Genomic DNA, 25962 nt, shown 5'->3' with positions numbered 1-25962 from the left:
TGCTTGAGACAGCGCAAATCATCACAAAGCTGCCAATTGACCCTACCGCAACAGCACCTTAGGAAAGGCGCGCAGCAGCAAAGGCAAAATCTTATGTCCGACCCGGTCCAGCGCCCCCGTTCATTTCAGGAAATCATCCTCGCCCTACAGTCCTATTGGGCGCGTCAGGGCTGTGCGGTCCTGCAGCCCTACGACATGGAAGTCGGTGCGGGTACGTTTCACCCGGCCACGACCCTGCGCGCGCTTGGCACCAACCCTTGGGCCGCCGCCTATGTGCAGCCCTCGCGCCGCCCGACCGACGGGCGCTATGGGGAAAACCCCAACCGTTTGCAGCATTACTACCAGTTTCAGGCACTGATCAAACCCAGCCCGCCCAACCTGCAAGAGCTCTACCTCGGATCGCTTGAGGCGATCGGGATCGATATGGCGCTGCATGACATCCGCTTTGTCGAGGATGACTGGGAAAGCCCCACTTTGGGCGCATGGGGACTGGGCTGGGAAGTCTGGTGTGACGGCATGGAAGTGTCGCAGTTCACCTATTTCCAGCAGGTCGGCGGCCATGATTGCCACCCTGTGTCGGGAGAGTTGACCTACGGGCTCGAGCGTTTGGCGATGTATGTTCTGGGCGTCGATCACGTGATGGACATGCCCTTTAACAGCCCCGACGCGCCGATCCCGCTGACCTATGGTGATGTGTTCAAACAGACCGAGGAAGAATACGCCCGCTGGAACTTTGATGTCGCCAATACCGACGTGCTGCTGGACCACTTTGTCGAGGCAGAGAACGAGTGCAAGGCGATCCTTGCGCAAGACGCCGTGGACCCCAAGACCGGCAAGCGCATCGTGATGGCGCACCCCGCCTATGACCAATGCATCAAGGCGAGCCACATCTTCAACCTGCTGGACGCACGCGGTGTCATCTCGGTGACAGAGCGTCAGGCTTACATCGGGCGGGTGCGCACCCTTGCCAAAGCCTGCGCTGACGCCTTTGTTCAGACACGGGCCGGCGGTTGGTCGGAAAACGCGGCATGAACGGTAAAATTGTAGGAGGCGTCATCTTGGTTGCAGCAGCCATTGCGGGTCTCGCGCTTTATTATCTACAGGTCTACGGCTATTATCACGAGGCACCGGCACCGGATGAGGGCGTCTCGCTGGTGTCGATCTCCAGCAATGCGTCCGAGCCGATCCTGACCGACAATTTCCGCGCCATCGACGCCGACAGCTCGCCCATCCGCTACCGCGCATGTTTCGACACCTCGCTTAGCCTCGCCATGCTGTCCGAAACCTATGTCGTCAGCGACGAGGTCACGCCGCGCAATGCACCGGGCTGGTTCGACTGTTTCGACGCCAAGGCCATCGCAGAAGAGATCGAGGCAGGCACGGCGCTGACCTTTCTGGGGCAGAAGAACGTGCATTTCGGCGTAGACCGTATTGTTGCGATCACTTCGGACGGGCGCGGCTATGTCTGGCACGAGCTGAACGATTGTGGCGACAAATCCTATGATGGCACCGTGGTGGGCGAAGCCTGCCCGGAACGCCCCGCCGACTGATCCACCCCGGATCGACAGGCCCTTTGACATAAGCGCTGTTTGCGCGACACATATTTAACCGCACCCAAGCGACACGCGGCCCCGAAAGGTACGAACCCATGCCCGACCTCCTGATAGAGCTTTTCTCGGAAGAAATTCCCGCCCGCATGCAGGCGCGCGCGGCGGATGATCTAAAGAAACTGGTGACGAACGGTCTGGTGGATGCGGGGCTGACCTATGCCTCTGCCGCGGCCTTTTCGACGCCGCGTCGCCTGACCCTGACCGTCGAAGGGATGCTGGACGCCAGCCCGTCGCTGGTCGAGGAACGCAAAGGCCCCAAGGCCGACGCGCCGGAAAAAGCCATCGAAGGGTTCTTGCGTGGCGCGGGGCTGACCCGCGACCAGCTGGAAGAACGCGACACGCCCAAGGGCAAGATCCTGTTCGCCATGATCAACAAGCCGGGCCGCCCCGCGGCCGAGATCGTGGCAGAAGTGCTGGAAACCACCATTCGCAACTTCCCATGGCCCAAATCCATGCGGTGGGGCAGTGGCAGCTTGCGGTGGGTGCGCCCGTTGCATTCGATCCTGTGTATCCTGTCGGCCGAGGATGGCGTGCAGACCGTGCCATTGACCATCGACGGGATTACCGCAGGCGATACCACGCGCGGGCACCGCTTTCTGGCCCCCGATACAATCACCGTCAGCAGCTTTGACGACTACAGCGCCAAGCTGAAACGCGTCTTTGTCGTGCTCGATCCGGCAGAGCGGCGCGATACGATCTGGAACGACGCGACCAATATGGCCTTTGCCAACGGGCTTGAGGTGGTCGAGGATGCGGGGCTGCTGGCCGAGGTCGCAGGGCTGGTGGAATATCCCGTCGTGCTGATGGGGCAGATTGGCGATGATTTCCTTGGTCTGCCGCCCGAGGTGCTGCAAACCTCAATGAAAGAGCACCAGAAGTTCTTTTCCGTGCGTAACCCCAAGACGGGCCGCATCGAACGCTTTGTCACCGTCGCCAACCGCACCACCGCCGACGATGGCGCGACCATTCTGGCGGGCAATGAAAAAGTGCTCTCTGCGCGTCTGTCGGACGCTAAATTCTTCTGGGAAAACGATCTGCGCATCGCGCAATCGGAGGCAGGGATGCAGACCTGGGTGGACCGTCTGTCCAACGTGACCTTCCACAACAAGCTGGGCACACAGGCAGAGCTGATCTCGCGCATGGAAGCACTGGCTGGGGAACTCGCCCCGATGGTCGGGGCCGATGCGGAAGAGGCCCGCGCCGCCGCCCGTTTCGCCAAGGCCGATCTTTCGTCCGAAATGGTCTATGAGTTCCCCGAACTTCAGGGGCTTATGGGCAGCTACTATACCAAAGCCGCAGGCAAGTCCGAGGCCATCGCCGCCGCCGCCCAAGACCACTATGCGCCGCTGGGGCCATCCGACGACGTGCCAACCGCGCGCGTGTCCATCGCCGTGGCGCTGGCAGAGAAAATCGACAAGCTGACCGGCTTCTGGGCGATTGACGAAAAACCGACCGGGAGCAAAGACCCGTTTGCGCTGCGTCGCGCGGCCTTGGGCGTTATTCGGATTTTGGTCGAGAATGATGTGTCAATGAAACTGCGTGACACCATCCTTGAGCATTTGTCTCAAGCCCCTGCACCGGCTGCTGGAAGCGCCGAAGAGACGGCAGAAAACCTCCTCTCCTTCCTACATGATCGCCTTAAGGTCTACCTCAAAGACCAAGGCGTCCGTCATGACATCATCGACGCTTGCATCAGTTCTTCTGATGGCGCACCTGCTGGTGCGACGGACGGCAACGACGACCTGACCCTGCTGGTCAAACGCGCCAAGGCGCTGAGCGAGACGCTGAAAACCGATGACGGGGAAAACCTGATCCAGGGGTTCAAGCGCGCCAACAACATCCTGAGCCAAGCCGAGGACGCGGATAGGGTGGAATACTCCTTCGGGGCAGATATCAAGTTTGCCGAGACGGACGAAGAGCGCGCGCTGTTTGCCGCCCTTGATACCGCGGAGGCGCAGATCAAACCGGCGATGGAGGCACAGGATTTCGGCACAGCCATGTCCGCGATGGCATCCTTGCGCGGCCCGATTGATGCTTTCTTTGACGCGGTGCAGGTGAACGCGGACAATGCGACGGTCCGGCGCAACCGGTTGAACCTGCTCAGCCGTATCCGCACGATCTGTAGCTCGGTCGCGGATCTGACGAAAATCGACGGGTAACGCAGCAGACCCGACACGTGGGCAAGGCGATCACGCCTTGCCACACCACGGCGAAAGCCTATGCTGCGCAGGAACCAAAAGGTGCCGCAGTGCAGAAAACCGCCATGACAACCCTTGTGACCCAAACCGCCCCCATCGCGAATGATACGCATGGGGGGCGTGCGAAATGTCTGCAACGTCTGGTCCGTCTTGATCTGCCGGTGCCGCGCACCGTGGCGCTGCCCTTTGATGTCGTGCTCGAGATTGCGCAGGGGCAGATCCCCGATCTGCAAGCGGTCGCCGATGAATTCCCCCAAGACGCGCTGCTATGCGTGCGCCCCTCTAGCCAGGACCCGGATTGGGGCGGGCCGGGGGCGGTGATGAACATCGGCATGAACGATGACCGCTATGCCGATTATTGCGAACGCATGGGCGAGGGGCCCGCATCGGCGCTTTATACCCGTTTCGTGCAATCCTATGCCGTCAATGTGGCGCGGCTGGACCCCGATATGTTCGACGACGTCGAAGGCGACGGGCGCGAGGCGCTGCTGCAATCCTTACGCGCCTACGAGCTTGAGACCGAAGAAAGCTTCCCCCAGGACCGTGTGACCCAGCTGACTGCCGTGCTCAGTTCCATGGCGCGGGCGTGGGAGGGCACATCGGCGCGGCTGTTGCGCCAGGCCAAGGGGGCGCCTGCGGACGCGGGGCTGGGCCTGATCGTGCAGCAGATGGTGTTCGGTGTGGGCACGGGGATTTGCGGCTCGGGCGTGCTGCAGCTGGTGGACAGCACCACCGGCTTGCCGCAGATCACCGGGCGGTACCTGAGCCAGTCGCAGGGGCGCGACGCCTTGCAGGACACGGCCGATGCGCTTTACCTGACGCGCGATCCGCGCGGACCGTCGCTTGAGGAACACGCCCCCGAAGCCTTCGAGATGCTCAAACAGCACGCGGCGCTGATGCGGGTGCGGCTGCGCGCCGAGATGCAGGTGGAATTCGTCATCTCTGACGGAGAGTTGTTTATCCTTGATGGCGTGCGCGTGTCGCGGTCCTCGCGGGCGGCGGTGCGGATCGCGGTGGCGCTGGCGGACGAAGGGATCATCCCCCGCGAAGAGGCGCTGATGCGTGTCCAGCCCCGCACCCTGACAGAGCTGTTGCACCGGCAGGTTGACCCCCGGGTGAAACGCGATGTGATCGGGCGCGGCATTGCCGCCAGCCCCGGTGCCGCCACCGGCCGGATCGTGTTCAACGCGAATGATGCGCAAGCCAGTGCCGCACGGGGCGAGAAATGTATTTTGGTGCGCCGCGAAACCTCGCCCGAGGATATTCGCGGGATGCATGCCGCCCAAGCCGTGCTGACCGAACGCGGTGGCATCACCAGCCACGCCGCGGTGATCGGGCGGGGCATGGGCTTGCCCTGCGTCGTCGGTGCCTCGTCGATGCGGTTCGATCTGGTCAAGGGGGTGATCACGGCCCCCGACGGGCGGATGTTCAAGGCAGGCGATGAAATCACCCTCGACGGCACCTCGGGAGAGGTGCTGTGCGGGGCCGCGGATATGCTTGAGCCGCTGCTGGACGCGACCTTCCAAAAGCTCATGTCCTGGGCCGAAGATGCCGCTGACATCGGGATACGTGCCAACGCCGACACCCCTGCCGACGCGCAAACCGCGCGCAATTTCGACGCGCAGGGGATCGGGCTGTGCCGGACAGAGCATATGTTTTTTGACCCCAGCCGCCTGACCGTGATGCGCGAGATGATCTTTGCCGATACCAGCGAAGGCCGTCGCGCCGTGCTAGAACGCTTGCTGCCAATGCAACGCGATGATTTCATTCAGCTTTTCCGCATCATGCAGGGTCAGCCGGTGTGCATCCGTCTGTTCGATCCGCCCTTGCACGAATTCCTGCCCTCGACCCGAACCGGTCAACGCGATCTGGCCGAGGCGCTGGATTTGCCGCTGTCCAACGTGACCCGCCGGATCGAGGCGATGACCGAATATAACCCGATGCTCGGCCTGCGCGGCGTGCGTCTTGGCGTGACGGTGCCCGAAATCTACGAGATGCAGGCCCGCGCGATCTTCGAGGCCACGATCGAAGCCAGCCGCGATGGCGACCCTGTGGTGCCCGAGATCATGATCCCGCTTGTTTCGGCCAAACGCGAGGTTGAGCTGATCAAGGCCAGCGTCGACAAGATCGCAACGGCGGTGAAATCCGAACGCGGCGCGAGCTTTACCTACCGTTTGGGCGTGATGGTCGAAACGCCCCGTGCCGCCCTGCGCGCCGGAGAGATTTCGCCCCATTGTTCCTTCCTCAGTTTCGGGACAAACGACCTGACGCAGATGACCTATGGGTTGAGCCGTGATGACGCGGGACGGTTCATGTCGACCTACGTGCAGCAGGGCGTTTTTCCCGAAGATCCGTTCCATATGCTGGACCGTGATGGCGTCGGAGAGCTGCTTCAGCTTGGTGCCGCACGGGGGCGGGAAGCACAACCTGGGATTACCTTGTCGATCTGCGGAGAGCACGGCGGCAACCCCGAATCGATTGCTTTTTGCCGTGCAGCGGGTTTCGACTACGTTTCTTGCTCACCTTTCCGTGTTCCGGTCGCCCGATTGGCGGCGGCACAGCTCGCAATCGCGGACAAGATCGGGTAGTTTTGCGCGGCTGATCGCCTAGATGTTGTTTTCCTGTGCGGGTTCCCGCGCAGGCGGTTTCGGCAGGGTTTACGCTTGGTGCCAGTTTGGGTAGGGGGCGCTGTCCGAAACTACTTGCGAGGCGCTCAATGCGTTCTTTTCAGAAATTCTCGTCCTGCGCCCTGCTGGCGCTGTCTTTGCTTGCTCCTGCCGTGGCGTCCGCCAGCCCGCAACAGGCCAAAGCACTGGCTGACATCGAAGCCAAAGGGCTGCGCTCTGTCGGGTCGGAACGTCTGGAAAGCATGATCGCATCGAACAACGCAAGCGAGGTGGAGTTCACCCGCGCATGGCTGGCCGAACAGCCGAAAGCATCGGGCGGCGAACAATGGCGCTGTCTGGCAGAGGCGCTGTACTTTGAAGCACGCGGCGAGACGGTCAAGGGCCAGTTCGCTGTGGCCGAAGTGATTATGAACCGTGTGAAGTCCGCGCAGTTTCCCGGGTCTTTGTGCAGCGTGATCAATCAGGGAACAGGTCGCAAATACCAGTGCCAGTTCACCTACACCTGCGATGGCAATGCCGAAGTGATATCAGAGCCGCGCGCCTATGCGCAGGTCGGCAAGGTCGCGCGGGCGGTGCTGGACGGCAAGGCACCATCGCTGACAGGGGGGGCGACGTATTATCATACCACCGCCGTGAGCCCCCGTTGGTCGCGCGTCTTTACCCGCACCACCAAGATCGGCGTGCACATGTTCTATCGCGACGGCGTTCAGACCGCGTCGAACTAAGCGGCGTTTCTGTCGTCTTTGATGGCTGGCCAGCCGTGTCTGGCTTTGGTACATCCGCGCAAACGGTCTAGGATCGTTTGCGAGTGAGACAAGCAAAGGCCCAAACCCATGACAAGTGACACGCGGCTTGCCTTTGCGCACCCGTCCGAACGCGCTGCAGCGACGGCGGGGCCTGAACCTCTGGACCGGATTTCCCTGCGCGATCATATCGTTGAGGTCGAGATCGGTGCCTTTCAGGCCGAACGTGGCGTAACGCAGCGCATCTGTTTCAATGTCGTCGTCGAGGTGCAGCCGCTGACCGGCCCCGTGGACGACGATGTGGACCGTATCCTGTCCTACGACCGCGTGACCGAGGCCATCGCCTACGAGCTGTCGGACGAACGGCTGAATCTGCTCGAGACGCTGGCCGAACGGGTCGCGGATCGTATCCTGCTGGAACGGCAGGCGATGCGGGTGTTTGTGCGCATCGAAAAGCTGGACCGTGGCCCCGGTGCTTTGGGAGTCGAGATCGTGCGCGCCCGCGATGATACCCCCGACAGTCAGGCCGCGGCGCGCGAGGTGCCGCACCCCGAGCTGGTTTATCTGAGCAATGATGCCATCGCCTCGCCGCATCTGGCGGGGTGGCTGGACCAGTTGCACCAGATGGGGCGGCCCCTGATCCTATGTGTCGGCGCATCGGACACCGCCGCGCCGCAGGTCGGGCATAAAATGGCGCAGCGCCGCATTGATCTGCTGGCGATTGAACAGAACGCCTGGGTGCTGGCCGCAAAGGACGATCGCTGTGTTGTGGTGGCGACGCGGACAGAGCTGGATTGGGCAATGAAGAACGGCCAGACGAGCGTTTGGGCCCCGTCGAAGATCGTGCTTGATAGCGTGGATACCCCCTCGGCGCAGCCGCGCGATGCAGTGGCCTTGGCCGCGTGGTTCGCCGCCAGCTTCGACGCGACAGAGATGTTGGTGATCGGGGCGGACCTGCCGGCTGACGCCTCTGTTCCGCTGCGCGCCGTAGCGGTAGACCAAGGCAGTCTGTGAGACATGACCGATTATTTCCGACCTCTCGTCCAGATCGGCCCCGCGCGGCCTGACACTGCGGTGTCTCTCGCGGGGGGGTGGGGCTGGTTCACCCATGCCGAGGTCTTGTCGCGCAGCACGCCGCCCCGTGTTGTGCCCGCGGCTGATATCCCGGCAAGCGTGATGGCACGGCTGACCGCGCCCAGACCCGCGATGGCAGGGCTGACGCTGGACCGCCCGCGCATCATGGGCATTCTGAACACGACGCCCGATAGTTTCTCGGACGGGGGGCAGCATAATGCCGTGCCCGATGCGCTGCGCGTCGCACAAGAGATGGTGACAGCCGGCGCGGATATTCTGGATATTGGCGGTGAGTCCACGCGCCCCGGCGCGGATTTTGTGCCCGTCTCCGAAGAGATCACGCGCACCGCTCCCGTCATCGCCGCGTTGCGGGGGGCGGGGCTGCAAACGCCGATCTCCATCGATACCCGCAAGGCCGCCGTGGCCGAGGCCGCGGTGAGCGCTGGTGCCAATCTGGTAAACGACGTGTCGGGCTTCACCTTTGATCCCGCCCTTGGGCCCCTGTGTCAAAAACTGGCGCTGCCGGTTTGCGTTATGCATGCCCAAGGCGATCCCGCGACCATGCATCTGGACCCACAGTATGATAACGTGCTGCTTGATGTTTTTGACGCGCTGGAGCGGCAGGTCAGCATCCTAGAGGCATCAGGCATCCCGCGGGGGGCCATTCTGGCGGACCCGGGCATCGGGTTCGGCAAGACGCAGGATCACAATCTGGCTCTGCTGGCGCGGCTGAGCCTGTTTCACGCTTTGGGGACGCCTATCCTGCTAGGCGTGTCGCGCAAACGGTTCATCGGAACGATCGGCAACGCGCCGCAGGCACAGGACCGCGCGCCGGGGTCGATCGCCGTGGCGCTTGCAGGATTGGGGCAGGGTGTGCAAATGATCCGTGTGCATGACGTTGACGACACCCGCCAAGCGGTCGCTCTGTGGCATGCCGCATATTTTGGGAGCATTTTATGACAAAATTATTTGGAACAGACGGTATTCGCGGAAAGGCCAATGTGCATCCGATGACAGCCGAGGTCGCCCTGAAAATCGGGGCCGCTGTGGGGCGCTATTTTAGCGCGGGTCGTGACGGTGTGCACCGTGTGGTGATTGGTAAGGACACGCGGTTGTCGGGCTATATGTTCGAAAACGCGCTGACGGCGGGCCTGACGTCCTCGGGGATGAATGTGCTGCTTCTGGGGCCGGTGCCCACGCCTGCGGTCGGGCTGCTGACGCGGTCGATGCGGGCTGATCTGGGGGTGATGATCTCGGCCAGTCACAATCCGGCGACGGACAATGGCATCAAGTTCTTCGGCCCCGACGGGTTCAAGCTGAGCGACGCTGTCGAAGCAGAGATCGAGGCGCTGATCGAAGGCGGTGTGGAGTTGAACCCCGCCGACAAGATCGGCCGTGCCAAGCGGATCGATGACGGGCGGTTCCGCTATGTCGAGCGGGTGAAGTCGTCGTTCCCGCGCCAGATGCGTCTGGACGGGCTGAAGGTCGTGATCGACTGTGCCAATGGGGCCGCACACCGCGTCGCGCCCGAAACCCTATGGGAATTGGGGGCCGAGGTGATCGAGATTGGCGTGTCGCCGAACGGCTTTAATATCAACGAGAATTGTGGCTCGACCCACCCCGAACGCGCCGCAGCGGCGGTGGTAGAGCACGGTGCCCATGTGGGCATTTGCCTGGATGGCGACGCGGACCGCGTGATCCTGATTGACGAAACCGGAAAGGTCGGTGACGGGGATCAATTCATGGCCCTTATGGCCTCCCGTTGGGCGGCCGAAGACCGGCTGGCCAACGGTGCCTTGGTTGCCACCGTGATGAGCAACCTTGGCCTTGAACACTTCTTGCAGGGCAAGGGGCTACGGCTTGAGCGGACGTCCGTCGGCGACCGCTATGTGGTCGAGCGGATGCGCGAAGGCGGCTTCAATCTGGGCGGCGAGCAATCGGGCCATATCGTCATGACCGACCACGCCACCACGGGTGACGGTCTGATGGCGGGGCTGCAGTTTCTAGCAGAGATGATCCGGTCGGAGAAGACCTCCTCCGAGCTGCTGAATAACTTTGAACCCGTGCCGCAACTGCTTAAGAACGTGAGGTTTTCTGCCGGTCAAGTGCCGTTGGAAGACGCGCAGGTGCAAGGGGCTATCGCCCAGGCCGAGGCCGATCTGGCCGGTCAGGGGCGTTTGCTGATCCGCAAATCCGGCACCGAGCCGCTGGTGCGTGTGATGGCAGAACATGAAGACGCGCAGCTGATGGAGCGTGCGGTCGATTCCGTCGTGGATGCGGTCACAGCGGCTGTCGCACCTTAAGCTGATCGCAGGGCTGCTGGCGGGGATGTCCTGCGCAGCGGCCCTGCCTTGCCCTCGCGGGACGCGCCGCCTGCGGTGGCTGAGGGATGCCTTCGGCGAGGATTTAGAGCCATTTGGAAGTTAGGCGCGCGTGCGGGTGAACAGCCGGCGGAACGCGCCATATTGGCTGAGCGCGACACCCGAGAGGATCAGCACCATCGCGTAGAGCAGGGATGGCGGCAGCGGTTCGCTCAACAAGAGCGCGCCGAGGCAGACGGACCAGACGGGGACTTGGTAGTTCACCAGTGACATAAACACCGGGCCTGCGCTGCGGATCACCAGCACGCGCAGGAAATTCGCAGCGGCGGTCGGGATCAGGCCCAGAAATGCCAGCGCCGCGAAGATGGGCGGCGAGGGGCGGGGCGGTAGACCTTCGATGATGATCGCCATGGGAATGGTGATGCAGGTGGCAATGATCAGCAGGATGGTCGCAAGGCCGATCGCATCCACCGCGGGCAGGCGGCGCATGATGATCGAGCTGGTGGCGTAGCACCCCGCCGCTCCCAGGCAGGCCAGACGTCCTTGGGTTTCAAGCGCGGTGCCGGTGCTTTCAAAGGCTTGCGCGCCGATCAGGATGACAACGCCGACAAAGCCCAGGGCAAATCCGATCACCTTGCGCGGGCTCATCGCTTCGCCCGGAACGAAGAAATGCGCAAGCGGCAGGATGATCAGCGCCGTCGCCGCCATGGTCACCCCCGCAAAGCCCGAGGTGACATATTGCTGACCCCATGCGAGCAGACTGAACGGCACGGCAGAGCTGGCGGCACCGATAAAGATCACGGCCGCAATGTCGCCGCGCGTGGGGGATTTGGTAAAGAGCCGAAACCCGCGCAGAGCCCAGATAACGATCATGACGGTGGCCGCGAACCCGACACGTGTGGCCGCGATCCAGAAGGGTGGCATTTCAGTCAGGGCGATTTCGGTCACCAGAAACGTGCCTCCCCAGATGAAGGCAAGCAGCAGGATCATCAGCCAGCTGGATTTGGTGATCTGGGGCGCGTCCGGCATGACATATCCTGTGGGAAACTTCGGCCCGCCAGATGTGACAGCCGGTTGCGCAAAAGAAAAGGCCCGGTGCAGAACCGGGCCTTTTCACATCGCTGCATCGGCGATCAGTTCTTGGATTTGTCGACCATCTTGCCGGCAGAGATCCAGGGCATCATTTCGCGCAGCTTGCCGCCGACGACTTCGATCTGATGCTCGTCATTGGCGCGACGCGAGGATTTCAGCGTGGGCTGACCGACGGAGTTTTCCAGCATGAAGTCACGCACGAATTTGCCCGACTGGATGTCGCTGAGAACGGCTTTCATGCGCGCTTTGGTCTCGTCGTAGGGCAGGATGCGCGGGCCGGAGACGTATTGGCCGTATTCCGCTGTGTTCGAGATCGAGTAGTCCATGTTGGCGATGCCGCCTTCATAGATCAGGTCAACGATCAGCTTGGTTTCGTGCAGACATTCGAAATAGGCCATTTCGGGCTCGTAGCCGGCTTCGACCAGTGTTTCAAAGCCGCAGCGGATCAATTCAACGATACCGCCGCACAGAACAGCCTGTTCGCCGAACAGATCGGTTTCACATTCTTCGCGGAAGTTGGTTTCGATGATGCCGGACCGGCCGCCACCGATGGCGGAGCAATAGGACAGGCCGATTTCCAGCGCTTTGCCGGTGGCGTCGGTGTCTACCGCAACCAGGCAAGGCACGCCGCCGCCTTTGGTGTATTCGCCGCGCACAGTGTGGCCCGGGCCTTTAGGGGCCATCATGATCACATCAACGCCAGGTTTGGGTTCGATCAGGCCGAAGTGGACGTTCAACCCGTGGGCGAATGCGATTGCAGCGCCTTCGCGGATGTTGTCGTGCACGTATTTCTTGTAGGTTTCAGCCTGCAATTCGTCGGGCATGGTGAACATGATCACATCGGCCCAAGCTGCTGCTTCGGCGATTTCCATGACTGTCAGGCCTTCGCCTTCGGCTTTCGCTTTCGAAGCGGAGCCTTCACGCAGCGCAACGACGAGGTTTTTCGCACCGGAATCACGCAGGTTCAGCGCGTGGGCGTGGCCCTGGGAGCCGTAGCCGAGGATGGCGACTTTCTTGTCCTTGATCAGGTTCACATCGCAGTCACGGTCGTAATAAACGCGCATTGGGGCGTCCTTTCGGGTTCGTTGAAATCTAGGGAGAACATATCGAAGCTGCTGCGAGATGCTATTGCGGAATTGTGAGTTTATTTGGCAAAATGAAGATGCTAATGCGCGGTATGCTTTAAAAATGGAAAAATCATGCTTGATGATATGGATCGACGACTTCTGCGCCACTGGCAGGCGGATGCGGGGCTGTCGCCGGCGGAGCTGGCCGACCTTACGGGGCTGACAGCGGGTAAGGTGTCGCGGCGGATCACGCGCATGCAGGAAGCCGGTGTCGTGCAGGGGGTGGCGGCTGTCGTCGATTGGGCGGCATTGGGCTACACGGTCGAGGTGTCCTTGCGGATCACTTTGGACAAGACACAGGGCAATGCCTTTGACCGCTTTCTTGAAGAGGCACGCCAGCTGCCTGAGGTGATCGAGCTCCAGACCTTTCTGGGGCGGGTGGATGTGCGCCTATCGGTAATTGCGCGGGATATGGCGCATTATCAGCAGATTTACCGGGAGGGTATTTTGACCTTGCCGCATATTGCCGATATCGAGGCGCTGATGCATGTGGCGCGGATCAAGTCAGAGGAAGCGTTGCCGCTATGATCACGCTCGATGAGGTGGACCACCGGCTGATCCGGTCGCTTGCGCGCGATGCCACTCAAAGCGCCGGTGCCCTGGGGCGTCATCTGGGGCTGTCGCAGCCTGCCACTTGGCGGCGGATCAAACGATTGGAGGAGGCAGGCATCCTGCGCGGCAAGAGGTTGCGCTTGAACCGCGAGGCATTGGGGTTCGGCGTCACCGTCTTTCTTGGCGTCAAGCTTGCGACCAAAGGGCGGGTTAGCTTGGAGGATTTCGAACGCGCCGTCAGTGCCATCCCCGAGGTCCAAACGGTGGAGCATGTTCTGGGGCTATATGACTACCGTTTACGGGTTGTTGCGCGGGATCTGGCGGATTTCGAACGGGTACTGCGGCGGCGGATCATGACCCTGCCGGGGGCGGGGGCGGTCGAGGCAAATGTGCTTCTAAGCGAGGAACGACTGACCGGACCTTTGGGCCTGTGACTTTACCACGCGAGGGGCTATGTTCGCGCGAAACCATCAGGAGGATATCATGCCCGCTTTGCTAAATTCAGTTGACCCGGAAGGGCTTGAAGAGTTTTCGGTCGTGTTCACCGACCGGTCCTTGAACCATATGAGCGCCGTGTTCCAGGAGGTCATGCGCGACATCAGCGCTTTGCTCAAGGACGTATACAAGGCCGATGCCGTGGCTGTCGTCCCCGGGGGCGGCACCTACGGGATGGAGGCGGTCGCCCGTCAGTTCGCACGGGGGGCCGAGGTGCTGGTCGTGCGCAACGGCTGGTTTTCCTATCGGTGGAGCCAGATCATCGAGAGCGGCGATCTGACCGGCAATGCCACCGTCATGAAGGCGCAGATGCAGGGCAACAGCACGCCCGCGCCCTTTGCCCCAAGCCCGATTGATGACGTTGTCAAAGCCATCGAGACGCATAAGCCGGAGGTGGTTTTCGCACCTCATGTGGAGACCAGTGCGGGGGTGATCCTGCCCGATGACTATATCAAGCAGATGGCAGAAGCGGCCCATGCCGTCGGCGCGCTGGTGGTGCTGGATTGTATCGCGTCGGGCTGCGCATGGGTGGATATGAAGGCGCTTGGCGTCGACGTATTGCTCTCTGCGCCGCAAAAAGGCTGGAGCGCTTCGCCCTCTGCCGGGCTGGTCATGATGTCGGACCGCGCTGTTGCACGCATGGGAGAGACGACATCGGACAGTTTTGCCATCGATCTGGCCAAGTGGCATAGCATTATGAAAGCCTATGAAGATGGTGGCCACGCCTATCACGCGACCATGCCGACCGATGCGCTACGCCAATTCCGCGATACCATGCTTGAGACGAAATCCTACGGGTTTGACCGTCTAAAAGAGGCGCAGTGGCGTCTGGGGGATTCTGTGCGCAAGATGCTGGCGGAGAGGGGCGTTACCTCTGTCGCGGCGGAAGGTTTTGGCGCGCCGGGGGTGGTGGTGAGCTATACCGCGGATCCCTCCGTGCAAAACGGCAAGGCCTTTGCTGCCGAAGGCATGCAGATCGCCGCTGGCGTGCCGTTGATGTGTGACGAGCCAGAGGATTTCCAGACCTTCCGCCTGGGGCTGTTCGGTCTGGATAAGCTTTACGACGTCGATGCCACGCTCGCGCGGTTGGCCGCCGTGGTCGATAAGGTACTGTAAATAAAGGCGCGCGGCAGGTCAGCCTTGCCGCATGCCCAAGCCCATCTCCATCAGCATGCGCCGTACGGGGGGCAGGGCATATAGCGCGCTGAGCCCTTTGGCGCGGGCATCGCGGGCCAGCGGCGTTGTCGCCTGACTGGCGCGGTTCAAGAGGTCGATGCCGCGCAAGCGCAGCTGAATGTCGCCAAACCGCGCCTTGTGGTAGGCGTCCAGCATGGGCTGGCTGCCCAGATCAGCGCCGTGCTTTTGCGCCAGTTCCAGCAGCGTTGCGATGTCTTGCAGCGACATGTTCAAACCCTGCGCGCCGATGGGGGGCATCACATGGGCGGCTTCTGCAATCAGGGCGACGCGTTCCGCCGAGAGACGCGCGGCATGTTGGCTGATGATCGGCCAGATCGCCCGTTCGGAGGCCAGCGTCAACGGGCCGAGCACATGGGCACTGCGGTCGGTCGCGGCTTGGGAAAACGCATCTGCGTCAAGCGCCATCCGCGCAAGGCAGGACGCGCCGTCATCCATCCACACCACGGCAGAGCAGGGCAGACCGTCGCGATCGGGCAGGGGTACAAGGGTGAAGGGGCCCCCGCTGCGGTGCACCTCGGTCGACACGTTTTCATGCGGGATCGGGTGTGTCACGGCAAAGGCAAGCGCCTTTTGGCCATAGCTTTGGCGGGTCACCTCAATCCCGGCGGCGTCGCGCATGGGGCTGTCGCGCCCGTCTGCGGCAATCACGAGCTTTGTCGAAATTTTCGTGCCATCGCTGAGGCTTACGCGTGCGCCGGTGGTGCGGGTGAACAAGCTGGTGGTTGCGGTGCCGGGGCGGAAATCGACGTTCGGCAAAGCCTCTAGCCGCTCCAGAAGCGCGCGCCTTAGCAGCCAGTTCGGGAAGTTCCAGCCGAAAGGTTGGTCCGAGATATCGGCAGCATCAAAAGCGCGGCTGATCACCGGTGCATCGCCGTCACCGCCCGCATCCACAATACGCATCACCTGCAAAGGTGCGGCGTGGTCTTCCAGATGGGCCCAGATGCCCGCTGCCTCAAGCACGCGGCGCGCCGGTTGCAGCATCGCGGTAGAGCGCATGTCGGCCCCTTTCGCCGCACCATCGGTGACGGGGGGCGTGGGGTCGACGCAGACCACGTTGAAACCCGCGGTGCCGAAAGCCGCTGCCGCCGTCAAACCGGCAATGCCGCCGCCCGAAATCAAGATATCACATGCCATAGTCATGCCCGTCAGTTAGCCCGTGATCTGTGCAAGAAAAGCCGAAAGATCATCGGTGTGGAAATGGATGTGCGGCGCGGGCGCGGGGTGCTCGGCCACATGGACGGTGCCCATCCCCATGTCATGCGGGGCGATCAGGTTGCGGGGGTCGTCCTCGAACATCACGGCGGTGGTTGGGGTCAATGCGTCGGCGGCAAATATCAGGTCGTAGGCGGCGCGTTCGGGTTTGGGTAAAAATGACGCGTGCTCAACGCCGTAGATGGCATCGAACAGGCCCGACAGCCCCCGTGCGGCAATGACTTTTTCGGCGTAGGGGGCCGTGCCGTTGGTATAGATGATCCGGCGCCCCGGCAGGGCGGCGATCCGCGCGGCAAGCAGAGGATCCGGGATCAGCGCGTCAAAGGAGATCTCGTGCACCTCGTGCAGATAGGGGCCGGGATCAAGGTCGTGTTCGCGCATCAGCCCGGCCAGCGTGGTGCCGTAGGTGTGCCAATAATGTCGGCGCAGATAATCCGCGCGCTGCTCATCGACATTCAAGGCGGTCATCACCCAATGCGTCATCCGCTGTTCAATCTGGTCGAACAGGCGGGCGGATGGCGGGTATAATGTGTTATCAAGGTCAAAGACCCAAGTATTCACATGAGAAAAAGAGGCGTGTGGCATGGGGACTTGCTACGCTGACCAGATGATCTGCGCAAGATCACGGGGTTGCGCAATTGGACGCGGGGGCTAAGGTGCCGGAGCCTTTTGAAAGAGAACCAATGACGACGCCACGCTCCGGACCCACAGACGCCTATTCCATGATCCTGGACGCGATTGACGTGGGCACCTATCGCCCCGGTGATCGGTTGGTGGAAAGCGAATTGGCCGAACGCTTCGGTGTCTCAAGAACGCCGGTTCGTGAAGCATTACAACGGCTTGAGACGCAATCCTTGCTCGCGCGGGACGGGCGGAGCCTGATCGTTGCATCGTTGGACCACAATCAGGTGGCCGAACTTTACGTCGTACGCGGCGAGTTGGAGGGGTTGGCCGCGCGGCTTGCCGCCCGTCACGCCACCGCTGAAGAAGTCCGTGTATTGCGCGAAATGGTCGAGGAAGACGACGCTTTTCGCGACAATCCAGCGGCGCTGGCGCGTGCGAACCGCCGTTTTCACAAACAAATTCATCTCGCGTCGCACAACCGGTATCTGGTGCAGCAACTTGATCTGGTGCACCGGTCCATGGCGCTGATGGCGACATCGTCACTGGCCGTGGATGGGCGCGGTGCGATCGCGCAGGATGAACATGACCGCATTGTTCAGATGATCGAACAGCGTGACGAAGATGGTGCGGATGAAGCATTGCGCACGCATATTTCTGTCGCCTTCATGACGCGGCTCAAGCAAGAAGCGGCACAGCGTAAAGACGAAGGCTAGGGTGGACGAAGTGGTGACGCCGTAGAGCCAATTGGGCTGGATTTATGTGCGACGCCATGTTCGGTCTTATCCCAATAGAACGGCGTGACCACGAATTCGTATAGCGCCTTATAGGCAGCGAAAGAGCCGAGGATAAAGTAAAACGGAAGGGTGATTGCCCAGGGTATAAGGTGGCGATGCTGCGGACCCGAAACCGCGGTCATCGCGACAGATATATTGAGGATTTCCGCGAAGAGGAAATATCCGAAAAGCCCGTAGAACACATCAGCGCCCAGTGTTGTCTGGACAGGATGCGCCGCGCCGAACAGCGGTAGGCAGAAAGACCAGAGCAGGGGGGCAAAGATGAACTGGCAGAACGTCGCGAGGAACAATACCTGCACGCCCATAAACCGAATAAGCCCGACATCACGGATCAGTTGGAAGGGGGCACGGCTGTGCACGACCCATGTAATCAAGAAGCCTTTCAGCCATCGTGACCTTTGTTTGATCCACGGCCACGCACGAAAATTGGCCTCTTCGTAAGTGACAGTCGGCAGCAGGTCGGTTTTATAGCCATGCCGTGCGAGGCGGACGCCAAGATCGGCATCTTCGGTGACGTTATGGGAATCCCAGCCCTGCAGTTTCTCCAAAGCGGCGCGGCGGAAAAATAATGTGGTGCCGCCGAGGGGAATGATCAGCCCCAGATGCGCGACACCGGGTAGGATCACGCGCCACCAAGTCGCATATTCCAGAGTGAAACAGCGCGAGATCCAGTTGGTGCGCGCATTGTAAAAATCCAGAACGCCCTGTACACAAGCGACATTTTTATGCGCCATATCAAAGTGTTGTACGACGCGGTTGATCTGATCGGCCTCCGGCGCGTCCTCGGCATCCCACACGCCGATAATACTGCCACTACAAAATTCCAGCGCGTAGTTCAGGGCACGGGGTTTGGTGCGCAGTTTGCCTGCTTGGGGCACTTCGATCACGTCGAACCAGAAGGGCAGTTCGGTTCGTGCGATGGTGTCGCGGGTCATTTGATCGCCTTCCTCCAGCACCAGCACGACCTGCAGCAGCGCCTTGGGATAGCTGAGCTGCGATAGGCGTGCGATCAAGGCGCTGGCAATCTCCTCCTCATGCAGAAGAGGGACGAGAACCGATACCTTTGGCCATCGTGTCGGGGCCGATGGCGGAGCGGGATCTGAGGGCAGTGGTGTGTTCCCCCACAGGCAGCGCGCCAGAAAGGCCGACAATCGTAGCGTCATGATCATAGTACTGCAGAACAATGCCCATAGAACAAACGCCGTAAACGTCACCGCGGGGAGTAACGCGAACAGCATGCTCGCGACAAAAATGACACCGGCGGCCCAAATACGCCGACGCGGACCGGCAACCCGCCATGTTCGGCAGCTTTCATGAGGGGGCACACGCTCTGCCGCGCGTTTGGCCAGCTCGGTCCCGTAAAGCGCGGTGATCTGATGGTTGATCTGCGCGGGGTCCGCCAGCACCGGTACGATGTCCAGATCGCTGTTGCCGAAGGCCTCATGCGCAAGGGTATGAAGGGTATCCGGCCGGCTGGTCGCGACAAACAGCGTTTGGCCCATCCGCCGCCATGGCACAATCTTATGGTGCAAGCTGGCTTCGGCAGACAGATGGCGCGCAAGCATCGGTTTGGGCGGGTCTGCGTCAAGATCGACCTGCTGGATCTGATGTTGCAGCGCCAGTGCTTTGGTTACCTCACTGCGCGAGACAAGCCCTTGAGCCAGAAGGATTTCCCCAAGCGGTGCATCCAGATCGCGCTGCGCTTCAAGCGCGTGCACCAGATCGGCCTGATCAATCAACCCTGCGTCGACCAATATGCGCCCGAAGGGACGATAGCGTCCGCGCGCACGCGCGGGACTGGGTGCTTTCAGCTCTAATCCAAGGTTGCTCAAAGGGCGAATCCCTTCCTGTCGGAATAGGACCACCTTGGAAGAGATGCCTTAATGGGACGTTAATTGCGGATGAAGAGAACGCCCGCAATTGTCAGGTTTAGCTGGCCCGCTCTGCCATCGCCGCGGCAAAGCGTTCAAACAGATAGAAACTGTCTTGCGGGCCGGGGCTCGCTTCGGGATGGTGCTGAACGGACCAGACGGGCCGCCCCTCCATCCGGATGCCGCAGTTGGAGCCGTCAAACAGCGACTGATGCGTTTCAACCACTCCGCTTGGCAGGCTTTGCGCATCGACGGCAAAACCATGGTTCATCGAGGTGATTTCGACCTTGCCGGTATCAATGTCCTTAACGGGGTGGTTCGCACCGTGGTGACCGTGACCCATCTTGACCGTCTGCCCGCCAAGAGCCAGCGCAAGCATCTGGTGGCCAAGGCAAATGCCGAAAACCGGAAGCTCTGTCTTTTCGATGACATCCTTGATCATCGGCACGGCATACACGCCGGTCGCCGCCGGATCGCCGGGGCCGTTTGACAGGAAAACACCGTCAGGATTATGCGCCATCACATCTTCATACGTGGCAGAGGCGGGCAGCACCGTGACGTCGCAGCCGGCCGAGGCAAGGCAGCGCAGGATGTTGCGCTTGGCACCGTAGTCGATCGCGACCACTTTATGAGGAGCGTTTTCCTGCGCAGTATAGCCGTCGGGCCAAGCCCACCGCATTTCATTCCAGCGGTAGGATTGTTTGCAGCTGACATCTTTCGCTAGATCCATGCCTTCCAGGCCCGCGAAACCGCGTGCCGCAGCGACCAGCGCTTCGACGTCGAAAACGCCGTCAGGATTATGCGCCAATGCCGCGTGAGGGGCCCCTTGCTGCCGGATGGCGCGGGTCAGGCGGCGTGTATCAATACCACCAATCGCGATGCGTCCGCGCGATGCCAGCCATTCGGACAACGGCTGGACCGAACGCCAGTTGCTCGGGTCGGTGGGCATCCATTTGACAACCATCCCCGCTGCTACCGGATCGCCGGTTTCGTCATCTTCGGGGTTGGTGCCGGTGTTGCCGATGTGGGGGAAGGTAAAGGTCACGATCTGCCCCGCGTAGGACGGGTCGGTCATGATTTCCTGATAGCCCGTCATCGCTGTATTAAAGCAAAGCTCGGCCACGGTCTCTCCCGTTGCGCCAAAGCCCATGCCGTAGAAAATCGATCCGTCCGCTAGCGCCAGGCAGGCAGTCGGACGAGGTGATGTGGTCGCGGTCATGTCGGGGGCCTCCAGCGGCAGGTATATGGAGCTAAACGGTGGCAACCTAAAGCCGCAGTTCGTCGGGGTCAATAGCAGGTTGAAAATGAAATATCGTTAATTTTCAATGTGTTGTGCGAGGCCTGTGGCATTGCCTGCGCCGCGCAATATCTCTATGTTGCACGGCTTAATACCCCCTAGGGTCAAAAGGACGATGGTAATGGTACTGCGCACTCGCATCTCGGATGCACTGAAACAGGCAATGAAAGACAAGGCAGCGGACCGGCTGTCGACCCTGCGGCTGATCAATGCGGCGATCAAGGATAAAGACATCGCGGCGCGCGCTGATGAGGGCGACACGGGTGTTGGTGATGCCGAAGTGCTCGCGATTTTAGGTAAAATGGCGAAACAACGTATGGAATCCGTACGCGCCTATGAAGAGGGCGGGCGGCTTGATCTTGCGGATCGCGAGCGTGAAGAGATTGCCGTGATCGAAGAGTTTCTGCCCCGTCAGCTGACCGAAGAAGAAACCGCCAAGGCCGTCGATGCCGCCATTGCCGAAGTGGGCGCGACATCGATCCGTGACATGGGCAAGGTGATCGGCCTGCTTAAAGGTAAGTACACGGGGCAAATGGATTTTGGCGCGGTTGGCCCCAAAGTGAAAGAGCGACTGAGCTAAGGCTTAGCGCATCAGCGAACGGTTCAGCTCGTCATAAAGGGCGATCCGTTCTTCTTCGCTCAGGAAGGTCCCGATTTCGACCTCGCGGCCCATGCCGCGCAGGGTCACGTAATGGGGTACGGGGCCGTCTTTTTCATATTTCGTCACGACGGCCCAATGCCGGTTGCACTGCCATTCTTTGACCTCTCCGCGCGCGGTGCGATGGGATAAATGTGCTGTATTGTGGTCGAGCGTAAACACTTCTTCAATCTGTCTGGCCTTATGGTTGCGCTGTAGCGCCCAATACATCGCCGCGACGGCGGCCAGCATGAAAGGAAGAAGCCCCCACAGCAGAACAGTCCCCAACAGTGGCAGAACGGGGATCAGAATGAGGACAAACGTGACAAGGATAAAACTTGCGAATCCCTTTGCCGGCAGGGATTGGTGCGGCCGCAGGCAAAGAACCTGCGTCGAGGCGTCGGGTCGGGTTTTCCATTCATAGGGCATGGGGGGTGTCCATCTGTCGTGCCAAGCCCTGAACGTAGCAGCAGAACGGGCCTGATCAATGCGGCAGAATGCATCCGACCCCAAGTGTCAGGGCCGATGTTTTTTCTAGGGGGTCGTACGCGGTTCAATCAGATCCCAGCGATGGCCGAAAGCGTCGCGGAACACCGCGACAGTGCCATAGGGTTCATGGCGAGGGGCTTCTTCGAATGTCACGCCCCCAGCCAAAAGTCGGGCATGGTCGCGGGCAAAATCCTCGGTCTCTAGAAACAACCAGACCCGGCCCGCACCTTGGTTCCCAATCGCTGCACGCTGAGTATCGTCGCCCGGTTCGGCGAGGATAAAGCCGGTGCCGCCACCCGAAGGGGTGACGCGCACCCAGCGTTTATGCCCCTGGTCCTCGTCCTGTGTCAGCTCGAACCCCATCGTGCCACAGTAAAAGGATATTCCTTCGTCGTAGCTGGGAACGATCAAAGTCAGGGCAGAAAGGCGCATAGGATCACTCCAACTCGACCAGCAGATCCTTGGCGTCGATCTGGCCCCCGGGCGTAACATGAACCGCTTTGACGACAGCATCGCGGTCCGCGTGGATACCGGTTTCCATTTTCATCGCCTCGATGGTCAGAAGCAGGTCGCCGGATTTGACTTTTTGACCCACCGTCGCCCCGACCGAGGCAACAACCCCCGGCATCGGTGCTCCGATGTGATTGACGTTACCGATCTCTGCCTTGGGACGCTGTGCAGTCGTCGCTTTGACCATCCGGTTGGGCACGCGCACCACGCGCGGCTGGCCATTCAGTTCAAAAAAGACCTTAACGTCGCCGTCTTCATTGGTCTCGCTCAAGGCTTGCAGACGAATTTCCAGCGTCTTGCCCGGGTCGATTTCCGCGGTGATCTCTTCGCCCGGTTCCATCCCGTAGAAGAAGGTGCGCGTCGGCAATACACGGACAGGGCCATAGGTCCGGTGACGACCCATGTAATCCAGGAAAACCTTGGGGTACATCAGGTACCCTGACAGGTCATCGTCTTCAACCTGAGCCCCTTCCAGAAGGTCGCGCAATTCCTTGCGTGTCGCTTCAAGATCGGCAGGAGGCAGATGCGCACCGGGGCGTTCCGTGTTCGGTTTTTCGCCTTTCAGGATTTTGTCGACGATTGCGTCAGGGAACCCGCCCGGAGGCTGGCCCAGATTGCCGCGCATCATGTCGATCACGCTGTCAGGAAAGGACATTTCTGCCTTCGGGTCTTCGACCTGCGCGCGGGTTAACCCTTGGGATACCATCATCAGAGCCATGTCGCCGACCACTTTGGACGACGGTGTCACCTTGACGATATCACCAAACATCTGGTTGACCTCGGCATAGGTCTTGGCGACCTCGGGCCAACGATCATCCAGCCCCATCGACGCGGCCTGCGCCTTGAGGTTGGTGAACTGCCCGCCGGGCATCTCGTGCAGATAGACTTCGGAGGAAGGGGCCTGCATGCCGGTCTCGAACGCGGCATATTCGCCACGCACGTCTTCCCAGTAGTTAGAGATTTCGCGCACCGCGTCCATCGACAGGCCCGTGTCGCGATCCGTGTGTTTCAGCGCTTCGACCACGGACCCGAGCGTCGCCTGAGACGTGTTGCCCGATAGCGCGTCCATGGCGCAATCTACCGCGTCCACGCCCGCCTCGGAGGCCGCCATGATCGTCGCGGTCGCCGTGCCTGCGGTATCATGCGTGTGGAAATGGATCGGCAGGCCGACTTCGGATTTCAGCGCTTTGATCAATACTTTGGCAGCATTCGGCTTGAGCACGCCGGCCATGTCTTTCAGGCCCAGAACGTGGGCTCCGGCCGCTTTTAGCTCCTTGCCCATGGCAACATAATATTTCAGGTCGTATTTTGATCGGTCCGGATCAAAAATGTCGCCGGTATAGCAAACGGTACCTTCGCAAATCTTACCGTTTTCAATCACCGCATCCATCGCAACACGCATGTTTTCAACCCAGTTCAGGCTGTCAAACACGCGGAAAACATCGACACCCTCGGTCGCGGCCACGCGGACAAATTCTTGCACCACATTGTCCGGATAATTGGTGTAGCCCACGCCATTCGACCCACGCAGCAGCATTTGCGTCATCACGTTTGGCAGGGCAGCGCGTAGGTCGCGCAGGCGCTGCCACGGACATTCTTGCAAGAACCGGTAGGCCACATCAAAGGTCGCGCCGCCCCAGCACTCCATCGAGAAAAGCTGTGGAAGATTAGCGGCATAGGCGGGTGCAACCTTGATCATGTCATGGCTGCGCATTCGCGTCGCAAGCAATGACTGGTGGCCGTCACGCATGGTGGTGTCGGTGATCAAAAGCTGTCGCTGTTGCCCCATCCAATCGGCAACAGCCTGCGGCCCTTTTTGTTCAAGCAGGTTACGGGTGCCCATCATCGGCTCGGCTCGGGCGGCGGGCGGCTGCGGCGCGCGGACGGCCGCCGCAGGGCGTTCGAACCCTTTGGTTTCAGGGTGCCCGTTCACCGTAATATCAGCGATATATGTTAATACTTTGGTCGCCCGGTCGCGGCGCTTTTCAAAGGTAAAAAGCTCGGGCGTCTGGTCGATAAACTTGGTGTGGTAACTATTATCGAGGAAGGTCGGGTGTTTCAGCAAATTTTCGACAAAGGCGATGTTTGTCGACACGCCCCGGATTCGGAACTCGCGCAGGGCGCGGTCCATGCGGGCGATCGCTTGCTCGGGCGTTTGCGCTTTCGCCGTCACCTTGACCAAAAGGCTGTCATAATAGCGCGTGATCACCCCGCCCGAATAGGCGGTACCGCCGTCCAGGCGGATGCCCATGCCGGTGGCCTCACGAAAGGCGGTGATGCGGCCATAATCAGGAATGAAGTTGTTTTGGGGATCTTCGGTGGTGATCCGAGTCTGCAACGCATGGCCGTTCAGTTGCACATCTGCCTGCGTGTCCTTGCCTGTCGCCTCGGCGATGGTCTTGCCTTCGGCAATTAAGATTTGCGCCTGGACGATATCGATGCCGGTGACCTCTTCGGTGACCGTGTGTTCGACCTGAACCCTTGGATTTACCTCGATAAAATAAAACTTGCCGTCGTCCATATCCATCAGGAATTCGACCGTACCGGCACATTCATAGTTAACATGTGCACAGATTTTGCGGCCCAATTCGCAAATCTCGGCGCGTTGTTCTTCGGTAAGATAGGGGGCAGGCGCGCGTTCGACGACCTTTTGGTTGCGACGCTGAACGGAACAATCTCTTTCAAATAGATGGTAGATTTCGCCGTGGCTGTCGCCCAAAATCTGCACCTCGACATGGCGCGCCTTCAGGATCATCTTTTCCAGATAGCCTTCGCCATTGCCGAAGGCCGCTTCTGCCTCGCGCCGGCCTTCCATCACTTTTTCTTTAAGTTCTTCTTCATTCGCGATGGGGCGCATGCCACGACCCCCGCCACCCCAGGACGCCTTGAGCATCAGCGGGTAGCCAACCTCTGCGGCCTGCTTGCGGACGACCTCCATATCATCGCCTAGAACGTCTGTCGCGGGGACGACCGGCACGCCGGCTTCCATCGCCACGCGTCGCGCGCTGGCCTTGTCGCCCAAGGCGCGCATTGTTTCCGCACGCGGCCCGATAAAAGTAATACCGTTCTGCGCGCAAGCATCTACAAAATCGGGATTTTCTGACAGTAGCCCATAGCCCGGGTGGATCGCATCCGCGCCCGAGGCTTTGGCCACGCGGATGATTTCATCGATGCTCAAATAGGCGGCGACAGGCCCCAAACCGGCCCCGATCCGATAGGCTTCATCGGCCTTGAAACGGTGTAGGCCCAGCTTATCTTCCTCGGCGAAAACGGCGACCGTCTTTTTTCCCATCTCGTTGGCCGCGCGCATAATTCGAATGGCGATTTCGCCGCGGTTTGCGATTAGAATTTTCTTAAAGTCGGTCATAGCTAGGCCTTCCTGCTGGCGAGAAATCTTAATTTTCAAGCGTCTAGAGCGCGCGCTAACGCTGCGCTGCGGCATTGTTGCGTCTGTTTGACGCGGTGTGCAAGTAGAAGTTTTTTGCGCTCCGC

General features: G+C 60.7%; 22 protein-coding genes. 13 read left to right on the top strand and 9 right to left on the bottom strand.

What is annotated here, in order from left to right:
* Nucleotides 1-93 precede the first annotated feature (93 nt).
* The 8 genes from EE36_RS16605 (at nt 94) to glmM (ending at nt 10555) form a co-directional block, all read left to right on the top strand.
* The gene (locus EE36_RS16605) at nt 94-1032 is read left to right on the top strand and encodes a glycine--tRNA ligase subunit alpha (RefSeq protein WP_005854198.1); all 939 of its coding nucleotides are present in this window, start codon (nt 94-96) and stop codon (nt 1030-1032) included.
* Nucleotides 1029-1550 (top strand): DUF6446 family protein, encoded by a 522-nt coding sequence (locus EE36_RS16600; protein ID WP_005854197.1) that lies wholly within the window; start codon nt 1029-1031, stop codon nt 1548-1550. The genes EE36_RS16605 and EE36_RS16600 overlap by 4 nt, the downstream gene beginning before the upstream one ends.
* A gap of 98 nt (nt 1551-1648) precedes the next feature.
* The gene (gene glyS, locus EE36_RS16595; protein ID WP_005854196.1) at nt 1649-3769 is read left to right on the top strand and encodes a glycine--tRNA ligase subunit beta; all 2121 of its coding nucleotides are present in this window, start codon (nt 1649-1651) and stop codon (nt 3767-3769) included.
* Between the two features lie 104 nt (nt 3770-3873).
* Nucleotides 3874-6396 (top strand): putative PEP-binding protein, encoded by a 2523-nt coding sequence (locus EE36_RS16590; RefSeq protein ID WP_180829350.1) that lies wholly within the window; start codon nt 3874-3876, stop codon nt 6394-6396.
* A 128-nt stretch (nt 6397-6524) separates the two neighbouring features.
* Nucleotides 6525-7160, top strand: a complete 636-nt coding sequence (locus tag EE36_RS16585; RefSeq protein WP_005854193.1) for a cell wall hydrolase — start codon at nt 6525-6527, stop codon at nt 7158-7160.
* Nucleotides 7161-7268: 108 nt separating this feature from the next.
* Nucleotides 7269-8192 carry a dihydroneopterin aldolase gene (locus EE36_RS16580; RefSeq protein ID WP_005854192.1) on the top strand — a complete coding sequence of 308 codons (924 nt, stop codon included), beginning with the start codon at nt 7269-7271 and terminating at the stop codon, nt 8190-8192.
* Nucleotides 8193-8195: 3 nt separating this feature from the next.
* Nucleotides 8196-9212 carry a dihydropteroate synthase gene (folP, locus tag EE36_RS16575; RefSeq protein WP_005854191.1) on the top strand — a complete coding sequence of 339 codons (1017 nt, stop codon included), beginning with the start codon at nt 8196-8198 and terminating at the stop codon, nt 9210-9212.
* Nucleotides 9209-10555: a phosphoglucosamine mutase gene (gene glmM / locus EE36_RS16570; protein ID WP_037944541.1), complete on the top strand. Its 1347-nt coding sequence runs from the start codon at nt 9209-9211 to the stop codon at nt 10553-10555. The genes folP and glmM overlap by 4 nt, the downstream gene beginning before the upstream one ends.
* A gap of 120 nt (nt 10556-10675) precedes the next feature.
* On the opposite strand, the gene EE36_RS16565 is transcribed toward glmM, so the two are convergent.
* Both EE36_RS16565 and ilvC read right to left on the bottom strand, forming a co-directional pair.
* Nucleotides 10676-11602: a DMT family transporter gene (locus EE36_RS16565; RefSeq protein ID WP_005854189.1), complete on the bottom strand. Its 927-nt coding sequence runs from the start codon at nt 11600-11602 to the stop codon at nt 10676-10678.
* 104 nt (nt 11603-11706) lie between these two features.
* On the bottom strand, nt 11707-12729 hold the full coding sequence (gene ilvC, locus EE36_RS16560; RefSeq protein WP_005854188.1) for a ketol-acid reductoisomerase: 1023 nt from the start codon (nt 12727-12729) through the stop codon (nt 11707-11709).
* 135 nt (nt 12730-12864) lie between these two features.
* On the opposite strand from ilvC, the gene EE36_RS16555 reads away from it, so the two are divergent.
* Genes EE36_RS16555 through EE36_RS16545 form a run of 3 tightly spaced genes read left to right on the top strand, consistent with a single transcriptional unit; the run spans nt 12865 to nt 14955 of the window.
* Nucleotides 12865-13320, top strand: coding sequence for an Lrp/AsnC family transcriptional regulator (locus EE36_RS16555; RefSeq protein ID WP_005854187.1), 456 nt, complete (start codon nt 12865-12867; stop codon nt 13318-13320).
* The gene (locus tag EE36_RS16550; protein ID WP_005854186.1) at nt 13317-13778 is read left to right on the top strand and encodes an Lrp/AsnC family transcriptional regulator; all 462 of its coding nucleotides are present in this window, start codon (nt 13317-13319) and stop codon (nt 13776-13778) included. Before EE36_RS16555 ends, EE36_RS16550 begins: the two co-directional genes overlap by 4 nt.
* Before the next feature lie 49 nt (nt 13779-13827).
* Nucleotides 13828-14955: an aminotransferase class V-fold PLP-dependent enzyme gene (locus EE36_RS16545; protein WP_039912322.1), complete on the top strand. Its 1128-nt coding sequence runs from the start codon at nt 13828-13830 to the stop codon at nt 14953-14955.
* Nucleotides 14956-14973: 18 nt separating this feature from the next.
* Here EE36_RS16545 and EE36_RS16540 read toward each other — a convergent pair whose 3' ends face one another.
* Both EE36_RS16540 and EE36_RS16535 read right to left on the bottom strand, forming a co-directional pair.
* Nucleotides 14974-16176 carry a UbiH/UbiF family hydroxylase gene (locus tag EE36_RS16540; RefSeq protein ID WP_039912117.1) on the bottom strand — a complete coding sequence of 401 codons (1203 nt, stop codon included), beginning with the start codon at nt 16174-16176 and terminating at the stop codon, nt 14974-14976.
* A gap of 9 nt (nt 16177-16185) precedes the next feature.
* A complete protein-coding gene (locus tag EE36_RS16535; protein WP_005854183.1) occupies nt 16186-16833 on the bottom strand; it encodes a pyrimidine 5'-nucleotidase in 648 nt (215 codons plus the stop codon).
* A gap of 98 nt (nt 16834-16931) precedes the next feature.
* Between EE36_RS16535 and EE36_RS16530 the strand changes: the two genes are divergently transcribed.
* The gene (locus tag EE36_RS16530; RefSeq protein WP_005854182.1) at nt 16932-17585 is read left to right on the top strand and encodes a GntR family transcriptional regulator; all 654 of its coding nucleotides are present in this window, start codon (nt 16932-16934) and stop codon (nt 17583-17585) included.
* On the opposite strand, the gene EE36_RS16525 is transcribed toward EE36_RS16530, so the two are convergent.
* Both EE36_RS16525 and carA read right to left on the bottom strand, forming a co-directional pair.
* Complete coding sequence (locus EE36_RS16525) at nt 17582-19498, bottom strand: glycosyltransferase family 2 protein (protein WP_005854181.1); 1917 nt, start codon at nt 19496-19498, stop codon at nt 17582-17584. The genes EE36_RS16530 and EE36_RS16525 overlap by 4 nt on opposite strands.
* 97 nt (nt 19499-19595) lie before the next feature.
* Entirely contained in the window at nt 19596-20756 is a 1161-nt protein-coding gene (carA, locus tag EE36_RS16520; protein ID WP_005854180.1) for a glutamine-hydrolyzing carbamoyl-phosphate synthase small subunit, read from the bottom strand.
* Nucleotides 20757-20955: 199 nt separating this feature from the next.
* On the opposite strand from carA, the gene EE36_RS16515 reads away from it, so the two are divergent.
* Entirely contained in the window at nt 20956-21414 is a 459-nt protein-coding gene (locus EE36_RS16515) for a GatB/YqeY domain-containing protein (RefSeq protein ID WP_005854179.1), read from the top strand.
* Between the two features lie 3 nt (nt 21415-21417).
* Here the strand turns inward: EE36_RS16515 and EE36_RS16510 are convergent, their stop codons facing one another.
* The 3 genes from EE36_RS16510 to EE36_RS16500 form a co-directional block, all read right to left on the bottom strand.
* Nucleotides 21418-21900 carry a DUF2244 domain-containing protein gene (locus tag EE36_RS16510; protein WP_005854177.1) on the bottom strand — a complete coding sequence of 161 codons (483 nt, stop codon included), beginning with the start codon at nt 21898-21900 and terminating at the stop codon, nt 21418-21420.
* A gap of 105 nt (nt 21901-22005) precedes the next feature.
* Nucleotides 22006-22392: a VOC family protein gene (locus EE36_RS16505; protein ID WP_039912114.1), complete on the bottom strand. Its 387-nt coding sequence runs from the start codon at nt 22390-22392 to the stop codon at nt 22006-22008.
* Nucleotides 22393-22396: 4 nt separating this feature from the next.
* Entirely contained in the window at nt 22397-25837 is a 3441-nt protein-coding gene (locus EE36_RS16500) for a pyruvate carboxylase (RefSeq protein ID WP_005854173.1), read from the bottom strand.
* Nucleotides 25838-25962: the final 125 nt, after the last annotated feature.

Source organism: Sulfitobacter sp. EE-36 (genome assembly GCF_000152605.1).
GTDB classification, from domain to species: Bacteria; Pseudomonadota; Alphaproteobacteria; order Rhodobacterales; family Rhodobacteraceae; genus Sulfitobacter; species Sulfitobacter pontiacus.
The sequence above is the reverse complement of the archived record's forward strand: the minus strand, read 5'-3'. Positions and strand labels throughout refer to the sequence as shown.

Bases quoted from the DNA above. Each gene is read 5' to 3' on its own strand.
- EE36_RS16585 (WP_005854193.1), top strand. From the start codon at position 6,525: ATGCGTTCTTTTCAGAAATTCTCGTCCTGCGCCCTGCTGGCGCTGTCT.
- EE36_RS16530 (WP_005854182.1), top strand. From the start codon at position 16,932: ATGACGACGCCACGCTCCGGACCCACAGACGCCTATTCCATGATCCTG.
- EE36_RS16555 (WP_005854187.1), top strand. From the start codon at position 12,865: ATGCTTGATGATATGGATCGACGACTTCTGCGCCACTGGCAGGCGGAT.
- ilvC (WP_005854188.1), bottom strand. From the start codon at position 12,729: ATGCGCGTTTATTACGACCGTGACTGCGATGTGAACCTGATCAAGGAC.
- EE36_RS16510 (WP_005854177.1), bottom strand. From the start codon at position 21,900: ATGCCCTATGAATGGAAAACCCGACCCGACGCCTCGACGCAGGTTCTT.
- glmM (WP_037944541.1), top strand. From the start codon at position 9,209: ATGACAAAATTATTTGGAACAGACGGTATTCGCGGAAAGGCCAATGTG.
- EE36_RS16540 (WP_039912117.1), bottom strand. From the start codon at position 16,176: ATGACTATGGCATGTGATATCTTGATTTCGGGCGGCGGCATTGCCGGT.
- EE36_RS16515 (WP_005854179.1), top strand. From the start codon at position 20,956: ATGGTACTGCGCACTCGCATCTCGGATGCACTGAAACAGGCAATGAAA.
- EE36_RS16600 (WP_005854197.1), top strand. From the start codon at position 1,029: ATGAACGGTAAAATTGTAGGAGGCGTCATCTTGGTTGCAGCAGCCATT.
- EE36_RS16580 (WP_005854192.1), top strand. From the start codon at position 7,269: ATGACAAGTGACACGCGGCTTGCCTTTGCGCACCCGTCCGAACGCGCT.
- EE36_RS16535 (WP_005854183.1), bottom strand. From the start codon at position 16,833: ATGCCACACGCCTCTTTTTCTCATGTGAATACTTGGGTCTTTGACCTT.
- EE36_RS16605 (WP_005854198.1), top strand. From the start codon at position 94: ATGTCCGACCCGGTCCAGCGCCCCCGTTCATTTCAGGAAATCATCCTC.
- EE36_RS16550 (WP_005854186.1), top strand. From the start codon at position 13,317: ATGATCACGCTCGATGAGGTGGACCACCGGCTGATCCGGTCGCTTGCG.
- EE36_RS16590 (WP_180829350.1), top strand. From the start codon at position 3,874: ATGACAACCCTTGTGACCCAAACCGCCCCCATCGCGAATGATACGCAT.
- carA (WP_005854180.1), bottom strand. From the start codon at position 20,756: ATGACCGCGACCACATCACCTCGTCCGACTGCCTGCCTGGCGCTAGCG.
- glyS (WP_005854196.1), top strand. From the start codon at position 1,649: ATGCCCGACCTCCTGATAGAGCTTTTCTCGGAAGAAATTCCCGCCCGC.
- EE36_RS16565 (WP_005854189.1), bottom strand. From the start codon at position 11,602: ATGCCGGACGCGCCCCAGATCACCAAATCCAGCTGGCTGATGATCCTG.
- EE36_RS16500 (WP_005854173.1), bottom strand. From the start codon at position 25,837: ATGACCGACTTTAAGAAAATTCTAATCGCAAACCGCGGCGAAATCGCC.
- folP (WP_005854191.1), top strand. From the start codon at position 8,196: ATGACCGATTATTTCCGACCTCTCGTCCAGATCGGCCCCGCGCGGCCT.
- EE36_RS16545 (WP_039912322.1), top strand. From the start codon at position 13,828: ATGCCCGCTTTGCTAAATTCAGTTGACCCGGAAGGGCTTGAAGAGTTT.
- EE36_RS16505 (WP_039912114.1), bottom strand. From the start codon at position 22,392: ATGCGCCTTTCTGCCCTGACTTTGATCGTTCCCAGCTACGACGAAGGA.